This is a genomic window from Flavobacterium sp. MMLR14_040, assembly GCF_033657265.1.
Lineage (GTDB): Bacteria > Bacteroidota > Bacteroidia > Flavobacteriales > Flavobacteriaceae > Flavobacterium.
In genome coordinates, this window is the sequence record NZ_JAWVWO010000023.1 from 19,235 (window position 1) to 38,674 (window position 19,440).

General features: G+C 35.0%; 15 protein-coding genes. 11 read left to right on the forward strand and 4 right to left on the reverse strand.

What is annotated here, in order from left to right:
• Window positions 1-11 precede the first annotated feature (11 nt).
• The 6 genes from SD960_RS20780 (at window position 12) to SD960_RS20805 (ending at window position 11,188) form a co-directional block, all read left to right on the forward strand.
• Window positions 12-1,529: a SusD/RagB family nutrient-binding outer membrane lipoprotein gene (locus SD960_RS20780; RefSeq protein WP_318805782.1), complete on the forward strand. Its 1,518-nt coding sequence runs from the start codon at window positions 12-14 to the stop codon at window positions 1,527-1,529.
• Between the two features lie 306 nt (window positions 1,530-1,835).
• Window positions 1,836-3,827, forward strand: a complete 1,992-nt coding sequence (locus tag SD960_RS20785) for a beta-mannosidase (RefSeq protein WP_318805783.1) — start codon at window positions 1,836-1,838, stop codon at window positions 3,825-3,827.
• Between the two features lie 170 nt (window positions 3,828-3,997).
• Window positions 3,998-6,262, forward strand: a complete 2,265-nt coding sequence (locus SD960_RS20790; protein ID WP_318805784.1) for a GH92 family glycosyl hydrolase — start codon at window positions 3,998-4,000, stop codon at window positions 6,260-6,262.
• Window positions 6,263-6,445: 183 nt separating this feature from the next.
• Window positions 6,446-8,719 carry a GH92 family glycosyl hydrolase gene (locus tag SD960_RS20795; RefSeq protein ID WP_318805785.1) on the forward strand — a complete coding sequence of 758 codons (2,274 nt, stop codon included), beginning with the start codon at window positions 6,446-6,448 and terminating at the stop codon, window positions 8,717-8,719.
• Between the two features lie 4 nt (window positions 8,720-8,723).
• Window positions 8,724-10,184: a glycoside hydrolase family 125 protein gene (locus tag SD960_RS20800; protein ID WP_318805786.1), complete on the forward strand. Its 1,461-nt coding sequence runs from the start codon at window positions 8,724-8,726 to the stop codon at window positions 10,182-10,184.
• Window positions 10,185-10,282: 98 nt separating this feature from the next.
• Window positions 10,283-11,188 (forward strand): ROK family protein, encoded by a 906-nt coding sequence (locus SD960_RS20805; protein WP_318805787.1) that lies wholly within the window; start codon window positions 10,283-10,285, stop codon window positions 11,186-11,188.
• Between the two features lie 155 nt (window positions 11,189-11,343).
• Here the strand turns inward: SD960_RS20805 and SD960_RS20810 are convergent, their stop codons facing one another.
• Genes SD960_RS20810 through SD960_RS20825 form a run of 4 tightly spaced genes read right to left on the reverse strand, consistent with a single transcriptional unit; the run spans window position 11,344 to window position 13,396 of the window.
• A complete protein-coding gene (locus SD960_RS20810) occupies window positions 11,344-11,961 on the reverse strand; it encodes a hypothetical protein (RefSeq protein ID WP_318805788.1) in 618 nt (205 codons plus the stop codon).
• Between the two features lie 19 nt (window positions 11,962-11,980).
• Window positions 11,981-12,496, reverse strand: a complete 516-nt coding sequence (locus tag SD960_RS20815) for a hypothetical protein (RefSeq protein WP_318805789.1) — start codon at window positions 12,494-12,496, stop codon at window positions 11,981-11,983.
• Window positions 12,480-12,938 carry a hypothetical protein gene (locus tag SD960_RS20820; RefSeq protein ID WP_318805790.1) on the reverse strand — a complete coding sequence of 153 codons (459 nt, stop codon included), beginning with the start codon at window positions 12,936-12,938 and terminating at the stop codon, window positions 12,480-12,482. Before SD960_RS20820 ends, SD960_RS20815 begins: the two co-directional genes overlap by 17 nt.
• A gap of 5 nt (window positions 12,939-12,943) precedes the next feature.
• Window positions 12,944-13,396: a hypothetical protein gene (locus SD960_RS20825; RefSeq protein ID WP_318805791.1), complete on the reverse strand. Its 453-nt coding sequence runs from the start codon at window positions 13,394-13,396 to the stop codon at window positions 12,944-12,946.
• Between the two features lie 247 nt (window positions 13,397-13,643).
• Between SD960_RS20825 and SD960_RS20830 the strand changes: the two genes are divergently transcribed.
• From SD960_RS20830 to SD960_RS20850, 5 genes are all read left to right on the forward strand, one after another.
• A complete protein-coding gene (locus SD960_RS20830; RefSeq protein ID WP_318805792.1) occupies window positions 13,644-15,668 on the forward strand; it encodes a sensor histidine kinase in 2,025 nt (674 codons plus the stop codon).
• On the forward strand, window positions 15,665-16,408 hold the full coding sequence (locus SD960_RS20835) for a LytTR family DNA-binding domain-containing protein (protein ID WP_318805793.1): 744 nt from the start codon (window positions 15,665-15,667) through the stop codon (window positions 16,406-16,408). The genes SD960_RS20830 and SD960_RS20835 overlap by 4 nt, the downstream gene beginning before the upstream one ends.
• 129 nt (window positions 16,409-16,537) lie before the next feature.
• On the forward strand, window positions 16,538-16,867 hold the full coding sequence (locus tag SD960_RS20840) for a DUF4870 domain-containing protein (RefSeq protein WP_115846653.1): 330 nt from the start codon (window positions 16,538-16,540) through the stop codon (window positions 16,865-16,867).
• 496 nt (window positions 16,868-17,363) lie between these two features.
• Window positions 17,364-17,684, forward strand: a complete 321-nt coding sequence (locus SD960_RS20845) for a hypothetical protein (RefSeq protein WP_318805794.1) — start codon at window positions 17,364-17,366, stop codon at window positions 17,682-17,684.
• Window positions 17,685-17,784: 100 nt separating this feature from the next.
• Window positions 17,785-19,440, forward strand: a complete 1,656-nt coding sequence (locus tag SD960_RS20850; protein ID WP_318805795.1) for an ABC transporter ATP-binding protein — start codon at window positions 17,785-17,787, stop codon at window positions 19,438-19,440.

The following is a 19,440-nucleotide window of genomic DNA, read 5'->3' on the forward strand; positions in this document are numbered from 1 at the left end:
TATTAAAAAAGATGAAAAATAAATTTATAAAAATATTTGGTATCGCGATTGTTAGTGCTTTGACATTAGCATCTTGCGACAAAGGATTCGAAGAAATGAATACAAATCCAAATGCATTAACAGATCCGGCTGTAAAATCGATGTTTACGCTGGCGGAAATTTATGTAGACGGGCAGGATTTTTCGAATACCAGAGGTAATAATATTTATGCCGCACAAATCGTACAGCAATTTTCTTCATTAGGTGGTTCGGGTTCAAAATACACCTATTCTTCAGAATATTCTGGAGCGCTATTTGGTGAAACGTACGGGAAAGGTTTGAATCAGATTTTCCAGTTAATGTCGGTTCTGCCGGATACACCAGAAAATTCAAACATGATCCAGGCATGCCGCATTATGAAAGTTTTTCTGTTCCAAAAATTGACAGATACTTATGGTGAGGTTCCTTATTTTGATGCGGGAAAAGGATATAACGGAAATGTTTTTTCTCCAAAATATGACACACAGGAAGCCATTTACAACGATCTTTTAAAAGAACTGGATGAAGCAGGAGACGCATTAGATGCCAGTAAACCGTTTGTGGGTGCTGCCGATTTGTATTACCAAAGTGATGTGGCAAGATGGAAAAAACTAGCCAATTCCTTAATGTTAAGAGTCGCCATTCGTTTGACTAAAGTAAATCCTGCAAAATCAAAGGAATTTGTAGAAAAAGCAGTTGCAAAGGGCGTTTTTACTTCAAATGATGACAGTCTTGTTTTAAAACATGATGCAGGTCCACAGGGTGTTAGAACAAATCCAATTACATCTGCATGGGTTACAAATGATTTAAATGGAGGAGAATCGAACATCAAATTCAGTAAAACATTTATCGATTTATTGAAAAACACAAACGATCCGCGTTTAAGAATTTATGCAAAGTTAGAAGCAACCGGAGACAATAATCCCGCAAATCAACAAGGTTTGCCAAACGATGCAGAAGAATTTCCGGGCGGAGATAAAAAGCTTTTTTCAGATCCCAATACTTCAACTGTATTGCGTTTAGATGCACCAACATTAATTATGTCGTATGCAGAAGTTCAGTATATACTGGCGGAAGCAGCAGTAAGAGGCTGGAACGTAGGCGGAAGCGCACAGCAATATTATGAAAACGGAGTAAAAGCTGCGATGGATGTTTTGAAAATTTTTGGCGATAAAGTACCTGCTGTTACAAGCACAGAATACAATACATACATTACCACTTATCCGTTTAAAACTGCCGGAACTGAGGCTGAAAAAATGGAGCAGATTATTACTCAAAAATGGATTTTATTGCTTTTCAATGGTTTTGAAGCTTTTTCAGAATACAGAAGAACGGGATATCCTGTTTTAGTTCCAGTGAATGATCCAACGGGAGAAACCAACGGAACAATCCCAAGAAGATTAATTTACGATCAGTCTGAATTGTTAACAAACGCAGAAAATTATAAAGAAGCCATCTCACGTCAGGGTCTGGATTTAATGACAACCCGAGTTTGGTGGGACAAACAATAGTTTAAATTAGTCAGTTAGTTGAGTTTTTGACTTAAGCCGGGTAGGATTACCTGTACCTCGCCCGGCTTATTTTTTTTTGAAGGTTCTAAGATTCTAAGTTTTAAAGGTTCAGAGGAACAAAGGTTCAAAGTGACAAAGCTTTGCGAACTTTGCGTAAATCTTTGCGCTCTTTGCGGTTAAATTTTATGTTCAAAAGGAAGAAAAAATTGCACTTTGTAGTAAATTTATCTTCAAAGATTTTCAGAAAAAATCAGCCTAAATCCGTCTCATCCGCGTTCTATTATCACATGCAGTAAAAAATAAAAAATGAAATTTATAAAAAACCTTTATTGGATAATATCTGTTTGTATTGCGAATTTATCATTTGTAGTCAATGCCCAAAGTATTGATTTAAAAGAAAATTGGCAATACAGAGAAATAAAAACCGATACATGGTTTCCTGCAACTGTTCCCGGAGAAATCCACACTGATTTACTGAACAATAAGATAATTCCGGACCCATTTTACAGAGACAACGAAAAAAAATTACAATGGATTGAAAAGAAAGATTGGGAATACAAAACTACTTTTCAAGTCAATTCATCTATACTAAAAAAGAAAAATACAGAGTTAGTTTTTGATGGTTTAGATACCTACGCAACAGTTTACTTAAACAACCAATTGGTTTTAAAAGCAGATAATATGTTTCGCCAATGGCGAGTAGATGTAAAGAAGGTTTTAAAATCAGGAAATAATGATTTAGTTGTTGTTTTCAAATCGGCACAAAATGTAGTCGATTCACTGGCAAAAAAAGATTTACCCTTTATAATTCCGGATAATCCGCGAGCTTATGTTCGCAAAGCACAATACCATTTTGGGTGGGATTGGGGACCTAAATTCACCACATGCGGAATATGGAAAACGCCGCGTTTAGAAGCTTACGATGAAAAATCCCTGGAGAAACCATATGTTCTAAACCGTAAAATAGAATTAATACAACAGCCGGACAGTCTTGGTAAATCATTTTATTTTAAGATAGATGATAAACCGGTTTATATGAAAGGTGCCAATTATATTCCCTCAGATGCTTTTCTTTCGAGAATGAACAAAAAAGAATACGAGAAAGTAATTGCTCTCGCCAAAGATGCCAATATGAATATGCTTCGTGTTTGGGGTGGTGGAATTTATGAAGACGATTATTTTTATGACTTATGTGATCAATACGGAATCAATGTCTGGCAGGACTTTATGTTTGCCGGAACAATGGTACCGGGCGACAAAGCTTTTTTTGATAATGTAAAAGAAGAAGTTCAATATCAGGTAAAACGCCTGCGACATCATCCAAGCATCGTTTTATGGTGCGGAAACAACGAAAGCGACGAGGCTTTTAAAAGTTGGGGCTGGCAAAAAAGTATGAAAATGTCCAAACAAGATTCAACCCGTTTGTGGCATGATTACGTACGATTGTTTCACGACAGTATTCCGAAATGGGTAAAAGAAGTCGACGGAAAAAGACCTTACATTAGTTCTTCACCTTTATTTCATTGGTCAAAAGAAAAAAGCATTACCCAGGGCGACAGTCATTATTGGGGAACATGGTGGGGTTTGCAGGATATTGAAATTACAGAGAAAAAAACAGGCCGTTTTGTAAGCGAATACGGAATGGAGGCAATGACGAATTATTCTTCAATAGAAAAATTCACCTTGCCAGAAGACCGATATTTATATTCAGATATTCTGGAAGCGCATCAAAAAGCAGGAAAAGGATTTATGAAATTAGAGTCTTACCTGAATCGCTATTTCATCAGTTCAGAAAAAATAAAAAAGATGTCTGTAGAAGATTATACCTATCTTACACAATGTCTGCAATATTTTGCCTTAAAAAATATCATCGGAATCCATCGTTCAAAAGCACCCTACAATATGGGAACTTTAGTCTGGCAGCTTAACGATTGCTGGCCCGTAGCAAGCTGGAGCATAACCGATTATTACGATCGACAACCCAAAGCGGCGTGGTACGCTATGAAAGAAGCCTACCGAGATGATAAAACGCTGGAAATTGATTTAATACGCCCAATAGATTTAAAACTCGAAGATCCGAAAATAACCTATAAAATAAAAGGAAATAAAGTAACTTTAAAAGCTGTGAAACCAGCAAAATACGTATATGTTTCCATAGAAGGATATACCGGAAAATGGAGCGATAATTACATAGATTTGAAAGAAGGAGAAGAAAAAATAATTTCTTTTGAAGGGAAAATAGATAAGCCGGTTTTAAAAGTCTATTCGCTTTTTGAGGTTTTGAAAAAGTATAATTAAAAGGTTCAAAGTAGCAAAGGTTCAGAGGTTCAAAGGCAAAAAAAATGCGAACCTTGCGTAAATCCTTTGCGAACCTTGCGGTTAAATTATGGTCAAAGATTTTAAAAAAAATCCGCCAAAATCTGTGTCATCCGCGTTCCATCACACAAAGTAAATAAAAAAATAAAATAATGATTTTAAAATGTAAGCCCATTGTTTTCTCGATAATTATACTATTTAATTTATCTGCAATTTCACAGCAAAAGAAAGCAAAAGAAAAGAACACCGATTACACACAATATGTAAATCCGTTAATAGGTTCAGCAGGTCACGGTCATGTATTTGTTGGCGCTAATGTTCCTTTTGGAGCCGTTCAGTTGGGGCCGATAAATATTTTTGAAGGCTGGGATTGGTGCAGTGGTTACAACTATGCCAGTAATACTATTTTAGGTTTTACGCACACGCATTTAAGCGGAACGGGAATTGGAGATTTAAACGATATTCTGTTACTTCCTGTTTCAGGTAAAGTGCCGCTTTTTAAAGGCACAAAAGAAGATATGGTAAACGGTTACGGTTCTTATTTTTCTCATGAAAATGAAATCAGCAAACCGGGTTATTATAGCGTTTTATTAGATAAATATAAAATCAAGGCAGAACTAACGGCTAGTGAAAGAGTTGGTTTTCATAAATATACTTTTAATTCGGCTACAGATTCTCATGTTTTATTAGATCTTGCCGATGGCGTAGGATGGGATAAACCCGTGAAAACTTTCATTAAAAAAATAAACGACAAGACAATTGTGGGCTTTCGTTTCTCTTCGGGATGGGCTGTAGATCAGCGTGTTTATTTTGCAATCGAATTCTCTGAATCAATTGCAAACATGACATTGTATGATGATAAAACTGCTGTTACAGGAAGCGAAGGCGAAGGTTTAAAAATGAAAGCAGTTTTAGATTTTACGACTTTAAAAAACAAACAGGTTTTAGTAAAAGTTGGAATTTCCCCGGTAAGTTATGAGAATGCATTAGCAAACATAAAAACCGAAATTCCGAATTGGGATTTTGACAAAATAGTCAAAGAAGCGACTTCAAAATGGAACAATGAATTAAGCAAAATTCAGATCAAAGCGAATGATAAAACCTTGAAGGTTTTTTATACTTCATTGTATCACACGGCATTTGCACCTTCTATTTTTAATGATGCAAACGGAGATTACAGAGGAACAGACAAAAAAGTTTACGAAAAAGCCAATTTTACCAACTACACGACTTTCTCGCTTTGGGATACTTACAGAGGTTTACATCCCTTGTATACCATTACACAGCCTGACAAAATCAATGATATTGTAAAATCATTTTTGGCGATTTACGAACAGCAGGGAAGATTACCCGTTTGGCATTTAATGGGCAATGAAACCAACACCATGAACGGAAATCATTCCATAGCAGTAATTGTAGATGCCTATTTAAAAGGCTACAGAGATTATGATACTAACTTAGCCTACGAAGCCATCAAAAAAACGGCCATGCAAACCCGCGATGGAATGGATTATGTTCAAAAATTAGAATATATTCCTGCGGATAAAATGCTGGAATCTGTTGGAAACGCTTTAGAATATGCCATTGATGATTACTGCGTGGCGCAAATGGCAAAAGCTTTGAACAAAACTGAGGATTATACCTATTTTACAAAAAGAGCCAATTTGTACAAATTGTATTTTGATAAAGAAACCACTTTCATGCGCGGAAAATTAACCGATGGAAATTGGCGAACACCTTTTAACCCGCTTTCATCAGCGCATCGAAAAGATGATTATGTAGAAGGAAATGCGTGGCAATATACCTGGCTGGTTCCTCAGGATCCTTATGGTTTAATTGATTTGTTTGGAGGCGAAACCAAGTTTTTAGAAAAACTAGACCAATTATTTCTGATCACAGATAAAGTAGAAGGTGAAGAAGTTTCTCCGGATATCAGTGGTTTAATCGGACAATATGCACAAGGAAACGAGCCAAATCATCATATTCCGTATTTGTATGCATACGCGGGCCAGCCTTGGAAAACTGCAAAACTAATTCGCGAAATTGACGATAAATTTTATTCCACAAAACCAGATGGATTATGCGGAAATGAAGATTTAGGGCAAATGTCGGCCTGGTATGTTTTATCGGCAATGGGATTTTATTCTGTTAATCCCGCAAATGGAATTTATGTTTTGGGAAGTCCATTGGTGAACGAAGCCACAATTCATCACAAAAAAGGCCTTTCATTTACATTGAAAGCAATCGATAATAGTGCCACAAACATCTTTATTCAAAAAGCAGAATACAACGGAAAACCGTATACAAAATCATACATCACACACGAGATGATTGCAAACGGAGGAGAATTGAAATTATTTATGGGAAGCAAACCTTCGGCAACTTTTGGAGTAAAAAAGGAAGACAGGCCTTTTTAGTTTTCAGTCACAGTTTTCAGTTTCCTGTAAGGTTTTCAAAACCTTGTAGGTATCATTTAAGTTCTGGATTACGTAAGCTTTGTCAAAGTTTAAAACTTTGACAAAGCTTTGCAAGTCGACAATCACATTTTACAACAAAGACCTAACGGGTTTTAAAAACGGGTTAGGATAATTATACAGAAGATGAAAATAACGCATTTGATTTTTTTGGGATTAATACAGTGTTTTGCAGCAAATGCACAGTTAGATCCCGTAGAATATGTAAACCCATTAATGGGAACACAATCGCTGCATAGTCTTTCAAATGGAAATACTTATCCCGCAATTTGCAGGCCTTGGGGAATGAATTTCTGGACGCCGCAAACCGGTAAAATGGGAGACGGATGGGCGTATACTTACACTGCCGAAAAAATTAGAGGATTCAAGCAAACGCATCAGCCTTCGCCGTGGATGAATGATTACGGACAATTTTCGATTATGCCCGTTACGGGAAAAATAGTTTTTGACGAAACAGAAAGAGCAAGCTGGTTCAGCCATAAAGCTGAGGTTTCAAAACCATATTACTACAGCGTTTACCTTGCTGATTATGATGTGACAACAGAAATTACGGCAACGGAAAGAGCGGCACATTTTCAAATTACATTTCCGGAAAACGAAAAATCTTCGATAGTTGTTGATGCTTTTGATAAAGCATCTTACATCAAAATAATTCCATCAGAAAATAAAATTATAGGTTATACAACACGCAACAGCGGCGGTGTTCCAACAAATTTTAGAAACTATTTTGTTTTGGTATTTGATAAACCTTTTACATCTAATTATACCTGGCATGATAAAATTTTAGAAAAAGATAAATTAGAAAAAACCAATGTTCATGTAGGCGCAATAGTCACCTTTAAAACCCAAAAAGGAGAAATAATAAATGTAAGAACGGCTTCATCTTTTATTAGCCCGGAACAAGCCGAATTGAATTTGAAGAACGAATTAGGCACATCATCATTTCAGGAAACCTTAGAAAATTCTAAAAAAGAATGGAATACTGTTTTGAGTAAAGTGAAAGCAGAAGGCGGAAGTGAAGAACAGCTAAAAACATTTTATTCGTGTTTATATCGTGCAACTTGTTTTCCTCAAAAACAATATGAAATCGATTCTAATGGCGATATTATTCATTACAGTCCGTACAATGGCAAAGTTTTACCGGGTTATATGTATGCAGGAACAGGATTTTGGGATACTTTTCGTGCTCTTTATCCATTGCTAAATCTTGTTTATCCTTCGATAAATAAGGAAATGCAGGAAGGTTTGATTAATAATTATAACGAAGGCGGATTTTTGCCGGAATGGTCAAGTCCCGGTTTTAGAAATGTGATGGTTGGAAATAATTCTGCTTCAGTAGTTTCTGATGCTTATATGAAAGGATTGCGAGGTTATGATATCAATAAATTGTATGAAGCCTTAATTCACGGAGCCAACAACGAAGGACCAATGGATGCTGTGGGCAGAAAAGGAGTTTCGTATTATAATACATTAGGCTACGTTCCTTATAATGTAAAAATCAATGAAAATGCTGCCAGAACGCTTGAATATGCTTATGATGATTTTGCTATCTGGAAATTGGCAAAAGCCTTAGATCGCCCAAACAAAGAGATTAAATTATTCGAAAAAAGAATGATGAATTATAAAAATCTCTACAATCCGGCAATTGGATTAATGAGCGGAAGAAATCTGGACGGAAGTTTTCCGGTCAATTTTAATCCGCTAAAATGGGGAGATGCTTTTACAGAAGGAAATGCATGGCATTATAGCTGGAGCGTTTTTCATGACATACAGGGTTTGATTGATTTAATGGGCGGAGAGAAAAATTTCACGGCAAAATTGGATGTTGTTTTTACAACACCTCCGGTTTTTGATGACAGTTATTACGGCTCTGTAATTCATGAAATTCGCGAAATGCAGATCATGAATATGGGACAATATGCGCACGGAAATCAGCCCATTCAGCATATGATTTATCTGTATAATTATGCTGGAGAACCCTGGAAAACACAATATTGGTCGAGAGAAGTAATGAATCGTTTATACAAACCAACACCGGACGGATATTGTGGTGATGAAGATAACGGACAAACTTCGGCCTGGTATATTTTCTCTGCAATGGGATTTTATCCGGTTTGCCCGGCAACAGAAGAGTATGTTTTGGGAGCGCCTTTGTTTAAAAAAGTAACCTTACAATTAGAAAATGGAAAACAGTTTATTATCAACGCTCCCGATAATTCTGAAATTAACAGATATGTCGAAGAGTTGGAATGGGGCAATAAAAACTATTCTAATAATTACATCAACCATTTTGATGTATTAGAAGGCGGCGAATTAAATTTCGATATGACAAGTTCACCTAATTTAAAGAGAGGAACTTCAGCAAAAAACTATCCTTATTCTTATTCAAATTCAAAATAATAGTATGCACTCACGTAGAAAATTTATAAAAAATACAGGCATTTTTTCTGCCGGATTATTGGCGCTTCAAACCGATGTTTTTGCACTTCCGTCAGATACTTTCAATTTTGCACTTAAAGATTTTATCAGCAAAAGGCCTCCATTGGCCGAAAGGAAATTTACTAGCGAAGCTGTAGAAAAAGCAATTGTGCGCATCAAAAAACAAATTGCCAATCCGGAACTTGCGTGGCTGTTCGAAAATTGTTTTCCAAACACCCTAGACACCACGGTTGATTTTGAAATTATTGATGGAAAACCCGACACTTATGTCATTACCGGCGATATCGATGCGATGTGGCTTCGTGATAGTACCGCTCAGATCTGGCCTTACATTCCGTTTGTAAAAGAAGATAAAAAACTGGCAGAATTGGTAAAAGGCGTAATCAATCGTCAGGCAAAATGTATTTTATTAGATCCTTATGCCAATGCCTTTTATAAAGATTTTACAAAAGAAAGTGAATGGAAAAATGATTTAACCAAAATGCAGCCCGGTATTCACGAGCGCAAATGGGAAATAGACAGTTTATGTTACCCAATTCGTCTGGCACATGGCTATTGGAAGGAAACGGGAGACATAAGTTTGTTTGATAATAAATGGAAAGAAGCCATGCTTTTGGTATTACAAACATTTAAGGAACAACAACGCTGGACAGACAAAGGTCCGTACAGTTTTCAAAGAACAACGGCATGGGCAACAGACGGTGTGCCTCTTGGTGGATACGGATATCCTGTAAAACCTTGTGGACTAATTGTTTCGACTTTTAGACCAAGTGACGACAGTACTTTATTTGGCTATTTAATTCCGAGTAATATGTTTGCGATCGAAGTACTTGGATATCTGATCGAAATTTTCTCTTTGCCAGCCTTAAAAGATGATAGTTTGGTTGCTAAAGCCAAAGAACTAAGAGCTCAGGTTCAAAAAGGATTAGAAGAAAACGGAATCATCGATCATCCAAAATTTGGAAAAATAATTGCTTTTGAAGTAAACGGATACGGCAGTTTTCATATGATGGATGATGCCAATGTTCCTTCGTTATTGTCATTGCCGTATTTAGGTGCGATCGAACCGGATAATCAGCTTTATTTAAATACACGAAAAGTAGTGCTTTCAGAAAATAATCCATTTTTCTATAAAGGAAAAGCAGGAGAAGGAATTGGAGGTCCGCATACAGGAGTTGATACGATTTGGCCCATGAGTATTGTTTTAAGGGCGATTACAAGTGTTGATGAAAAAGAAATCAAAATGTGTATCAGTAACCTGATCAAAACCAATGCAGATACTGGTTTTATGCACGAATCATTTCATAAAGATGATGTTACCAAATTTACCCGAAAATGGTTTGCTTGGGCAAATACACTTTTTGGAGAAATGATTGTTCATACGAGCATCAAATATCCTCAGATTTTAAAAGATAAAAGTATTTAAAATTAAAATTTAAGAATTACACCATTAAGAAATTAAGAAAAGTTAAGCCCAGTTGCTTAATTTTTCTTAATGCCTTAATGGTTCAAAAATAAAAAAGCATGGATGAAAATTACGCTGTAGGAATAGATATTGGAGGAACACATATTACCGCTGCGGTTATCAATATTTTAGATATGAAAGTGATTGACTTTTCACTGCATAAAGAATGTTTCGATTCAAATATGCCGGTGGGAAAAGTGATGGCTGTCTGGAAAAAAGCAATTGAAATTTCGATCGAAAATTCGAAAATAGAAAACATAAAAGGTCTGGCGATTTGTATGCCAGGTCCGTTTGATTATGAAAGCGGAATTTGCCATATCAAAGACCAATCAAAATACGAACATTTTTACGGTTTAAATGTGCGTGATTTACTTCACGAAACACTAAATCTTTCAAGTGATTTTCCGATTCTTTTTGAAAATGATGCCGTTTGTTTTGGCAAAGGCGAAGTATTTAAAAATGCAGAGAACCTTTCAAAAAAAGTAATGGCAGTAACGCTGGGAACCGGACTCGGTGCTTGTTTTATTGATAAAGGAGTTTCGATTTCTACCGGGGAATCAGTTCCTCAGGATGGAGAGATATGGAATCTTCCTTATAAAAACGGAATTGCCGAAGATTACGTTTCAGTTCGCGGACTTTTAAATAATTATAAATCGTTAACCGGTAAAAATCTTAATAACGGCTTAGAACTTTTTAATTTGGGTGTGGCCGAAGATAAAATTGCCATCCAGGTTTTTGAAGAAATGGGAGAGGACTTGGCTGTGGTTGTGATTTCATGGTTAGAAAAATTTGGTGCAGAATGTTTTATCATTGGCGGAAAAATTGCAAATGCCAGTGAGTTTTTCCTGGATTCCTTCAACAGAAAATTAAAAGAAAATGGTGTTGAAATGACGGTTTCTATTTCTACAGATAATGAAATTGCTGCTTTATTGGGGGCTGCGAGTTTATTGTTAAGGCGCGATTAGATTATGCCAATTTCTCTTGTTTGTCAGGGTTACAATCAAAATTCAAAGAAAGATCTCTTGTTTGGGTGCTGTCAAAAGACTTCCGCCGACATACACCATAGCTTCCGCCTTCTTTCTCGCGAATGGTCTGTTTAAAGGGTTTCGAAAGCAATTCATCAATCACATACATGATTTGAAATCTCCACTAAATATTCAAACTCATTTTTTATTTCTTTTTCTGTTTCCAACAAGTAATCATTAGAAAATGGTGCGCCACAATCTTCACTATCGAGTTGGTAAATCAATTTTTGATCTAAAAAATAATATCTGTTTACTGTTATTTCTGCTTTATTAAAATCGAATACTTCGGTATCGTTATTACTTTTCATGGCAATAGAATCATAATACATGGGGCGATTGTATTGGTAGTATTTGTCAAAAACAAAAGATAATTTTTGATTTTCTAAATGGTAAACTGTTAGTTTTTGAAAAGTTTCACTCAAATAATGCGTGGTGATTTTTTCCAGTTTCCCGTTTTTGTAATAAAATTTCGCTTCTCCGCCTTCTGCAGTTTCCCACAAACTTTTGGTTTTTATGGTCCAGTTCTTTATGGAATTGATTCGTTTGGAATTTTTTAAAACCGGATTTAATTGCTTTTTTAAATCTTCGTTTAAATAAATCGTGTCTTTTTTAAAATTTTCAACCGCGTGATTTGTACTTCTAAAAACCGAATGACAGCTTAGATTATAAATCGTGAAAAGGCTAAAAATCAAATATAAAAATAAGTTTTTCATTTGCTGCAATATCAATTTATTATGCCAAAGGCTGAACGGCGTCGATTAGTTTGTGAATTTTAACCAAAATATGTTCTTCATATTCAAGCTCTTTTTGTTCACTTTTTTTTCCGGAACTGAAATTTTCGCTAATAAAATAACTTTTTACAAAATGACTTTTTTTGGCGCCTAGACTATAATGCCAGCTTCCCATGTACGAACTTACAAAAATTACAGCTTGGTCGAGTTTCATTATCTTTTTTTCTGTAAAAAACGGAATCTTTCTGTAAATGGCGTTTGTTCTGACATCAAAAGTATACCTAATTTTGGCTCTTATCATAATATCATATAGACTATGAAACACACCATAAACCAATAATGCAGCAATAGAATATCGCATTACTTCGCTTAGCATTTCACCCAATAAGGCTAATAGAATTCCCGCTGCAAAAATTCCTGCCAAAAACCACTGCGATAAGGTTTGCAGTGGTTTTACAGGCTGAAGAGAAAACCAATTTAGATTTTCTTCAATTCCGTATTTATCTCGAATGTTCATTGAGGCTCATTATTTCGTCAATTTCATTTACCAGATTTTGCATCGATCTTTTGGTAAAACCCTGTGCAATCATGGCTGCTTTTTCTTCTCCGTTTTTTAAATAATAGACATTCAAACAGGTATTTGTGGTAATTAAATATTGTGTAATGCGCACCAATTCAAAATTTAAAAAGTCTTTTAGCGGAATACGAACAACAGGATTTATTAATCCCACTTTTACCGTAATTTCATTTTTATCCAAATCGATGACAACATGTTTCATCCAGATCGAAATAAAACAAAGAACCGCCAAAATGCCAAAAATCCAAACCATGATCATTTCATTTATCCAAATACCCACAATGGCAAAAGCCGCCATACCGAAACTCACAATCAATCCAAAAACGTATTGCTTTTTCATGATATACTGGTTGCCGTTTTTTGTAAAATGTTTAAGTTCCATAAGTTTTATTCTATGTTGATGCCATCGATTACGAGTCCGCTGCAATTAAGAGATAAATAGGCACTCGAATAATCATTTGTAAACTGGTCTGTTAGTGCATCTAAAGTTGCCTTTTTAAATTCAATTTTTCGCGGAAGCGTTTTTCCTTGCGTATCAATCATCATAATTTGTCCGTCAAGTCCTTTTTTGTTTTTCGCGAAAGCAGTTAATAAATTAATATCATGTCGTTCTAAATCTATCGCGATATAATAATTTTTCTGAATAGAATCTTTGGCCGTAAGATTGGCCGATTTGCTATAGGAAACGCTTGAAGAACGAACCATCACCGTTATCGGTTTATTTCCGTCTTTGACAGTAAGTTCAATTTTTACGTGTTTATCATCAGGTTGTTGTCCGTATGCAATTCCCGTTAAAAAACAGAAGAAGAGTAGCATTAAAGAAAGGTTTTTCTTATTCATAATAGAATTCATTTTAAAATAATTTATTAAAACAAGATTACGTCATACACGAACCATTAACAATTGAGAATTGGTAAATGGATGCTTTTGGTTTTTGTTTGGTTCATTCTGAAATATATTGCGAATCCTGTAAGTTTTTTATTTCTTTTAAGATGTTGCGATTTAGAGTTTTATAAATTTAAAATCGCTGTAAAAATGTTTGTTAAACCAAACACAATTTGTATTTTGGCGGGATTAATGACTATTTATGCACCAAATTTCTACTAGTATTTTAGACAAAAACAAAAAATTAAAACTCCTTTTATCCCTTTTGTTTTCGTTTTTATGGGCAACATCAATTCAGGCACAAAATATTTCTGCAGTCGAAAAAATGGCTGCAAAAGGATATGCCAAACGTTTTTCTGATACTGTTGCCTGTCTTAAAATTCAGCAGCAGGCACTTCAATTGGCTATAAAAAATAAAAGCAAAGAAGATGAGATAATTTCATATGCCTACATGGCCATGACACAAAGGCGATTGCTGCATCTTAAAGATTTTTTGCATTATGCAGATACCGCTTATTTTTTGGCACAAAAAATTAAAAATGTAAGGGCCAAAGCACATGCCGCTGCCGCAATGGGATCTTTAAAATCTTATATTGATGATAAACCTCAGGCACTGAATTATTTGTTAGACTCTTATAAATTATTCTCGAAGATAAAGGCGCACGATCAATGTGCTAAAATTGCTTCGGATATTTCATATCTTTTTTCGCCTGCATCGCCAACAAAAGTCGAAAAGTATGCGCGCGAAGCCCTGAATCACGCCGAAAAATCGGGTGATCCCGAAAGCCAAATGTATGCCAGACTGGCTTTTGGAAGTTTTTTAACCGATAATATTGAAACAGAAGGAATAAAAGACTGGGAATCGACCTTGAATTTTTTTCAGGAAACAGTTTCCCTTGCCGAAAAAAATGAAGCTAAAATAGTCAGCAAAAGTAATATTGGAATAGCGTATATCAATCTGGCTGATCTTTATACAAAAGGACCTCAGCCTATTAATGAAAAAGCTTTTTTGCAAAATCTGGAAAAAGCTACTGTTATTGCCAAAAAATACAATGTCAAAATTATATACCGAAGCGCGATAGGTTTAAAAGGATTTTATTACACTCAAAAAGGGGATTATATTAAAGCCGAACTTTTATTTATTGACGGAATCAAGTATCAAAAAAGCCTTCCTTACACGGATAATTATCTTTTGGCCACTTTTTATGATTGTTTAAAAGATGTTTCAGTCAAGCGAAAAGATTTTGAAGCCTATTATGGTTACGATACATTATTTACAAAATACAATCAGTTAAAGTACAAAGAATCAACACAGTCAATGCTTCAAAATGCAGATGCAAGATATGAATCTTCAAAAAAAATGGAGCGTATCAAACAGCTTGAACTTGAAAATGAACTCGAACAGCAAAATAAATTATTAGGTTACGGCATTGCCGGCGTTTTGTTAATTGGACTCGTTTTTATGTTTCGTTCGTATCATTATCGCCAGCGCTATTATCAAAACCGCGAAGATTTTTTGCAGCAGGAACAAGCCAACAGCGAATTGAAAATGCAGTTAATGGAAAAAGAAACAATCGAAAATTTGTCGGCAAGATTATCTCTTGAACGGCGATTGCTGCGCTCGCAAATGGATCCGCATTTTATTTTTAATGCTTTGGGAAATATCCAAAGTATGATTCTTCAAAAAGATACTGTTCCCGCGGTTTCGTATCTTAATAAATTTGCAAAACTCACCAGACAGGTTTTGGAGCAATCCAGAAAAGAAACCATATCGCTGGAAGAAGAAATAAATACCTTAAAAAATTATATCGAATTACAGCAGCTCCGTTTAAATAATGGGTTTGATTATGTAATTGAATGTGCCGATGAAGTAGAAAAGGACATTTTAATTCCGCCATTATTGATTCAGCCTTTTATAGAAAATGCAGTCGAACACGGTTTAAAACCGCAGGATAATCATATAAAGGGACTGATCGAAATTTATTTCGAAATAGATGAAAACGGAAGCAATTTAATTTGCACCATTAAAGATAATGGAATAGGATTGGCGGCTTCCAGAAAACTGAAAATTAATGATGCGCATGAATCTCTTTCCACCACAATTACGGACGAAAGACTGGCGAAAATGAAAAAAGAGAATCCAAATGCCGGTTTTAAAGTCCTGGAACGTGATAATGTTACAGACGGGCAGGGGTGTATCGTAATTTTAAATATTCCGACATTATGATTTATAAAGCGATAATTATTGAAGACGAAAACAGGCTGAGAGAGGCCTTATCTATTATGCTAGAAATGGTGGCCGGCGATTTGGTTCAGATAATTGGTTATGCAGAAAGTGTTGACGAAGCCAAAAAAATGATCGACAGACTTAAACCTGATCTCGTTTTTATGGATATTATGCTTAAGGATGGCACTGGTTTTGAGGTGCTTCAGCAGCTTACTTTTCATTCGTTTCATCTCATTTTCACCACCGCTTATGAGCAGCATGCCGTAAATGCCTTTAAATACAGCGCCATAGATTATTTGCTAAAACCCATTGATCCGCAGGAATTAAAAATGGCAATCGACCGAATTGCAGTTTTAAAAGAAAGAGTTCTTGAAAACCAACAAATTAACGAGCTGCAAACCAATCTTTCTAAAACACCGGACAGGGTTGTATTGCCCACGCAGGAAGCGATGTATGTAGTAAAATTGGAGCAGATTATCAGGTGCGAAACTTCGGGTTCTTACACCACGTTTTTTCTTGTAGATGGCAGAAAAATTATGGTTTCCAAGCCTTTAAAAAATTATGAAGATATTTTGGTTCCGCCTTTATTTTTTCGCGTTCACCAATCACACCTGATCAATATAAACGCCATTTTAAGTTATTCGCGAGAAGGAATGATACACATGAACGACAAATCTGCTGTACCTGTTTCGAGAGGAAAAAAAGAGCAGTTTTTTAAATTAATGAAAGACGAATTGTAATGCTATAGCTCTTGACAGATTAAACATTCAAGTACCGCAAATACCAATTAAAAGCTACCAGTAACAAAGTGTTTGCTTGAAGTTTCTGGTGTTGTATTTATTTTTGACCCATACAAAATAAATATAACAATGGATAAAAAAACCTTATCAATCCTGAGCTACATCACCATTATTGGTTGGATTATAGCCTACGTAAAAAGCAAAGATTTAACCCCAAAAAGCGATTTGGTAACGTACCATCTTAAACAAGGCTTCGGCATTTTTCTGGTATCATTTGCTGTAAATATTGTGCTTTCTGTAATCGTATTTTCGGTTTCTTCACTTTATTTCTTGAATTACATTGGTTACGCCATTTTCATTTTATGGATTTTCGGAATCATAAATGCAGCCAACGAGCAAAAGAAACCTATTCCGGTTATTGGGAAGATTTTTGAGGATAAATTTGGGTTTATCAGCTAAATCAAATCTCCTTTTTTAGTTTTGGTTTTTAAATATTAAAGCCAAATCTGCTTCTTTTTTAACTTGTAGTTTTTATAATGAAGTAAAGTTTTTTGAAGGCAAAATCGCTGGAAATAATTTCGGAATTTAATTTGAGAATCATAAGAGAGATAATTTTATAATTGTCTCTTTTTTTTTATAAATATGCTAATTAATAAAAAAATAACATAAAAAAGCGAATCATTATTTCGTGTAAATAATTGATATTTAGCATTTTACTTGTTTTTAATCAAATTCTAATGTTATTCTAATGTTGCGCTTTCAATTAAGTTTTAACTTGCGCAACCACGAAAAAAAGGTAAGAAAATCACTTTAAATCAGGCTGATTTTTAAGCTTTAAAATGTAATTTAAAAGTAAATTTAGAAACACCAGATGCTGAACAAAATTAAAAATAGTCTTTTATGCAAATGCCTTCAGGTGTTGCTGATTGGGTATTTTTTAATGAGCAGCATGAACATGTCTAATACTCTTAGCGAAATCATTAAAGAAAATACCGAGCAGGATTCTATTAAGGGAATGACCTGCAATTTTCTAAAAAAGATTTTTAAATGTGACGGTATTACCGAAGAAAAAAATGATTTTGAATCTAAAGATGCAAAAACTGCTAAAGTAGCAAAAGGCATTCCTTCATTAGATTATTTAGTTCCTTTAAGTGCTTCATTGCCTGATTTATATATTAAAACAGGAACGAAAGGAAAAAATTATATAAACAACCCGATTTTTACTTTCGGTTTTCATGGCAAAATTCATTTGCCACCTCCTGAATTCATCGTATAAATACTCTCTTTTAAAAGGTTAGAAGCAATTCTAAAACCCTTTATATGGCATTTGCCGTATATATTATCTATCTATTAATCCTGTATTTATATATAAATTCATGACACCATTTAAACGTTTTATAAATTTACTAAAACTAGATAAACGCGACGTATATCAAATTATCTTTTATGCTGCTTTTGCCGGTTTAGTCAACCTTTCGCTGCCATTAGGAATTCAGGCTATTATAAATTTTATACAAAGCGGCCAGCTTAGTGTTTCCTGGATTGTACTTGTGTTTTTAGTTACAATCGGAGTTGGTTTTGGCGGTGTTCTCATTATTTTACAGCTTCGAATTGTGGAGAATTTGCAACAGCGAATTTTCGTGCGATCCTCATTTGAATTTGCTTACAGAATGCCTTTAATCAAATTTAAGGAAATGCATTCTGAATATGCTCCCGAAAAAGCAAACCGCTTTTTTGATACCTTGATGGTACAAAAAGGAACTGCAAAACTTTTATTAGACTTTTGTACTGCTTTTTTGCAAGTTGGTCTTGGTATTATATTATTGGTTTTATACCATTCTTTCTTTACGGTTATTGGACTTTTCTTTATCGCTATTTTATATATCATTTTTAAATTTTCATACAAAGACGGTCTTGAAACCAGTCTTAACGAATCGAAATTTAAATACAAAGTTGCGGCCTGGCTTCAGGAAATAGCGCGCAACCGCGAAAGCTTTCGCAAAAAAGTAAGTTTTGAATATGCTCTCGAAAGAAATGACAGTTACGTAAGTCAATACGTCAATTACCGCGAAAAACATTTTCAGGTAATGAAAAAACAATACATTCAGCTTACTATTTTTAAAGTAATAGTTACGGCTGCCCTGTTATCGATTGGTGGTTTTCTGGTAATTCACCATCAAATGAACATTGGGCAGTTTGTAGCTGCTGAAATTGTTATCGTGTTGCTAATCAATTCTGTAGAAAAAATAATCTTTGGTTTGGAATCTTTTTATGATGTGCTGACTTCTGTAGAAAAAATTGGTCAGGTAACGGATATGGAAATATCCTGTATTCCGAAAACAGCAGAAGTAACTGAAACAGGTATTACAATCGAAACCGAAAGTATTGCCTATAATTATCCGGGTTATAATAAAAAATCACTCAAAAATATTAATCTGAAAATCGCTCAGGGCGAAAAAATAGTATTAAGAGGAACAAACGGAGCCGGAAAAAGCACCTTATTACGTTTGCTTTCAGGATTATTAGAGCCTGAAAGCGGTGCAATGTACGTGACAGATAATTACATGAACCGTCTTGATGAAGATGCGTACAGAGCGCAGGCCGGAACCTTCCTGCAGGGCGATACACTTTTTGCCGGAACCATTAGAGAAAACATTCTTTTTGGAAATAAAGCAATTAATAATGATGATTTAAAATGGGCATTGGATAATGTTTGTCTGACGCCGTACATTAAAACTTTTCCAAACGGACTTGAAAATCAGATTCATCCGGGTGGTGGTGAACTTTCGGCATCCGATATTCAAAAAATATTGTTGGCGAGAAGCATTGTTCATAAACCAAATATATTATTTCTCGAAGATCCTGTTGATAAAATGGATGAACTGACTTCGGGTAAAATCATTGATTTTTTACTTTCTGAAGAAAATAACTGGACGGTAATTGTGACTTCTAAAAGTGATATTTGGATGGACAAATGTGACCGTATGATCACGATTGATGATGGAAAAATTATTAACGACATAAAGCTTTAA

Excerpts from the sequence above, each read along its gene's own strand:
- SD960_RS20780 (WP_318805782.1), top strand. The coding sequence starts at position 12 with ATGAAAAATAAATTTATAAAAATATTTGGTATCGCGATTGTTAGTGCT.
- SD960_RS20785 (WP_318805783.1), top strand. The coding sequence starts at position 1,836 with ATGAAATTTATAAAAAACCTTTATTGGATAATATCTGTTTGTATTGCG.
- SD960_RS20790 (WP_318805784.1), top strand. The coding sequence starts at position 3,998 with ATGATTTTAAAATGTAAGCCCATTGTTTTCTCGATAATTATACTATTT.
- SD960_RS20795 (WP_318805785.1), top strand. The coding sequence starts at position 6,446 with ATGAAAATAACGCATTTGATTTTTTTGGGATTAATACAGTGTTTTGCA.
- SD960_RS20800 (WP_318805786.1), top strand. The coding sequence starts at position 8,724 with ATGCACTCACGTAGAAAATTTATAAAAAATACAGGCATTTTTTCTGCC.
- SD960_RS20805 (WP_318805787.1), top strand. The coding sequence starts at position 10,283 with ATGGATGAAAATTACGCTGTAGGAATAGATATTGGAGGAACACATATT.
- SD960_RS20810 (WP_318805788.1), bottom strand. The coding sequence starts at position 11,961 with ATGAAAAACTTATTTTTATATTTGATTTTTAGCCTTTTCACGATTTAT.
- SD960_RS20815 (WP_318805789.1), bottom strand. The coding sequence starts at position 12,496 with ATGAACATTCGAGATAAATACGGAATTGAAGAAAATCTAAATTGGTTT.
- SD960_RS20820 (WP_318805790.1), bottom strand. The coding sequence starts at position 12,938 with ATGGAACTTAAACATTTTACAAAAAACGGCAACCAGTATATCATGAAA.
- SD960_RS20825 (WP_318805791.1), bottom strand. The coding sequence starts at position 13,396 with ATGAATAAGAAAAACCTTTCTTTAATGCTACTCTTCTTCTGTTTTTTA.
- SD960_RS20830 (WP_318805792.1), top strand. The coding sequence starts at position 13,644 with ATGCACCAAATTTCTACTAGTATTTTAGACAAAAACAAAAAATTAAAA.
- SD960_RS20835 (WP_318805793.1), top strand. The coding sequence starts at position 15,665 with ATGATTTATAAAGCGATAATTATTGAAGACGAAAACAGGCTGAGAGAG.
- SD960_RS20840 (WP_115846653.1), top strand. The coding sequence starts at position 16,538 with ATGGATAAAAAAACCTTATCAATCCTGAGCTACATCACCATTATTGGT.
- SD960_RS20845 (WP_318805794.1), top strand. The coding sequence starts at position 17,364 with ATGTCTAATACTCTTAGCGAAATCATTAAAGAAAATACCGAGCAGGAT.
- SD960_RS20850 (WP_318805795.1), top strand. The coding sequence starts at position 17,785 with ATGACACCATTTAAACGTTTTATAAATTTACTAAAACTAGATAAACGC.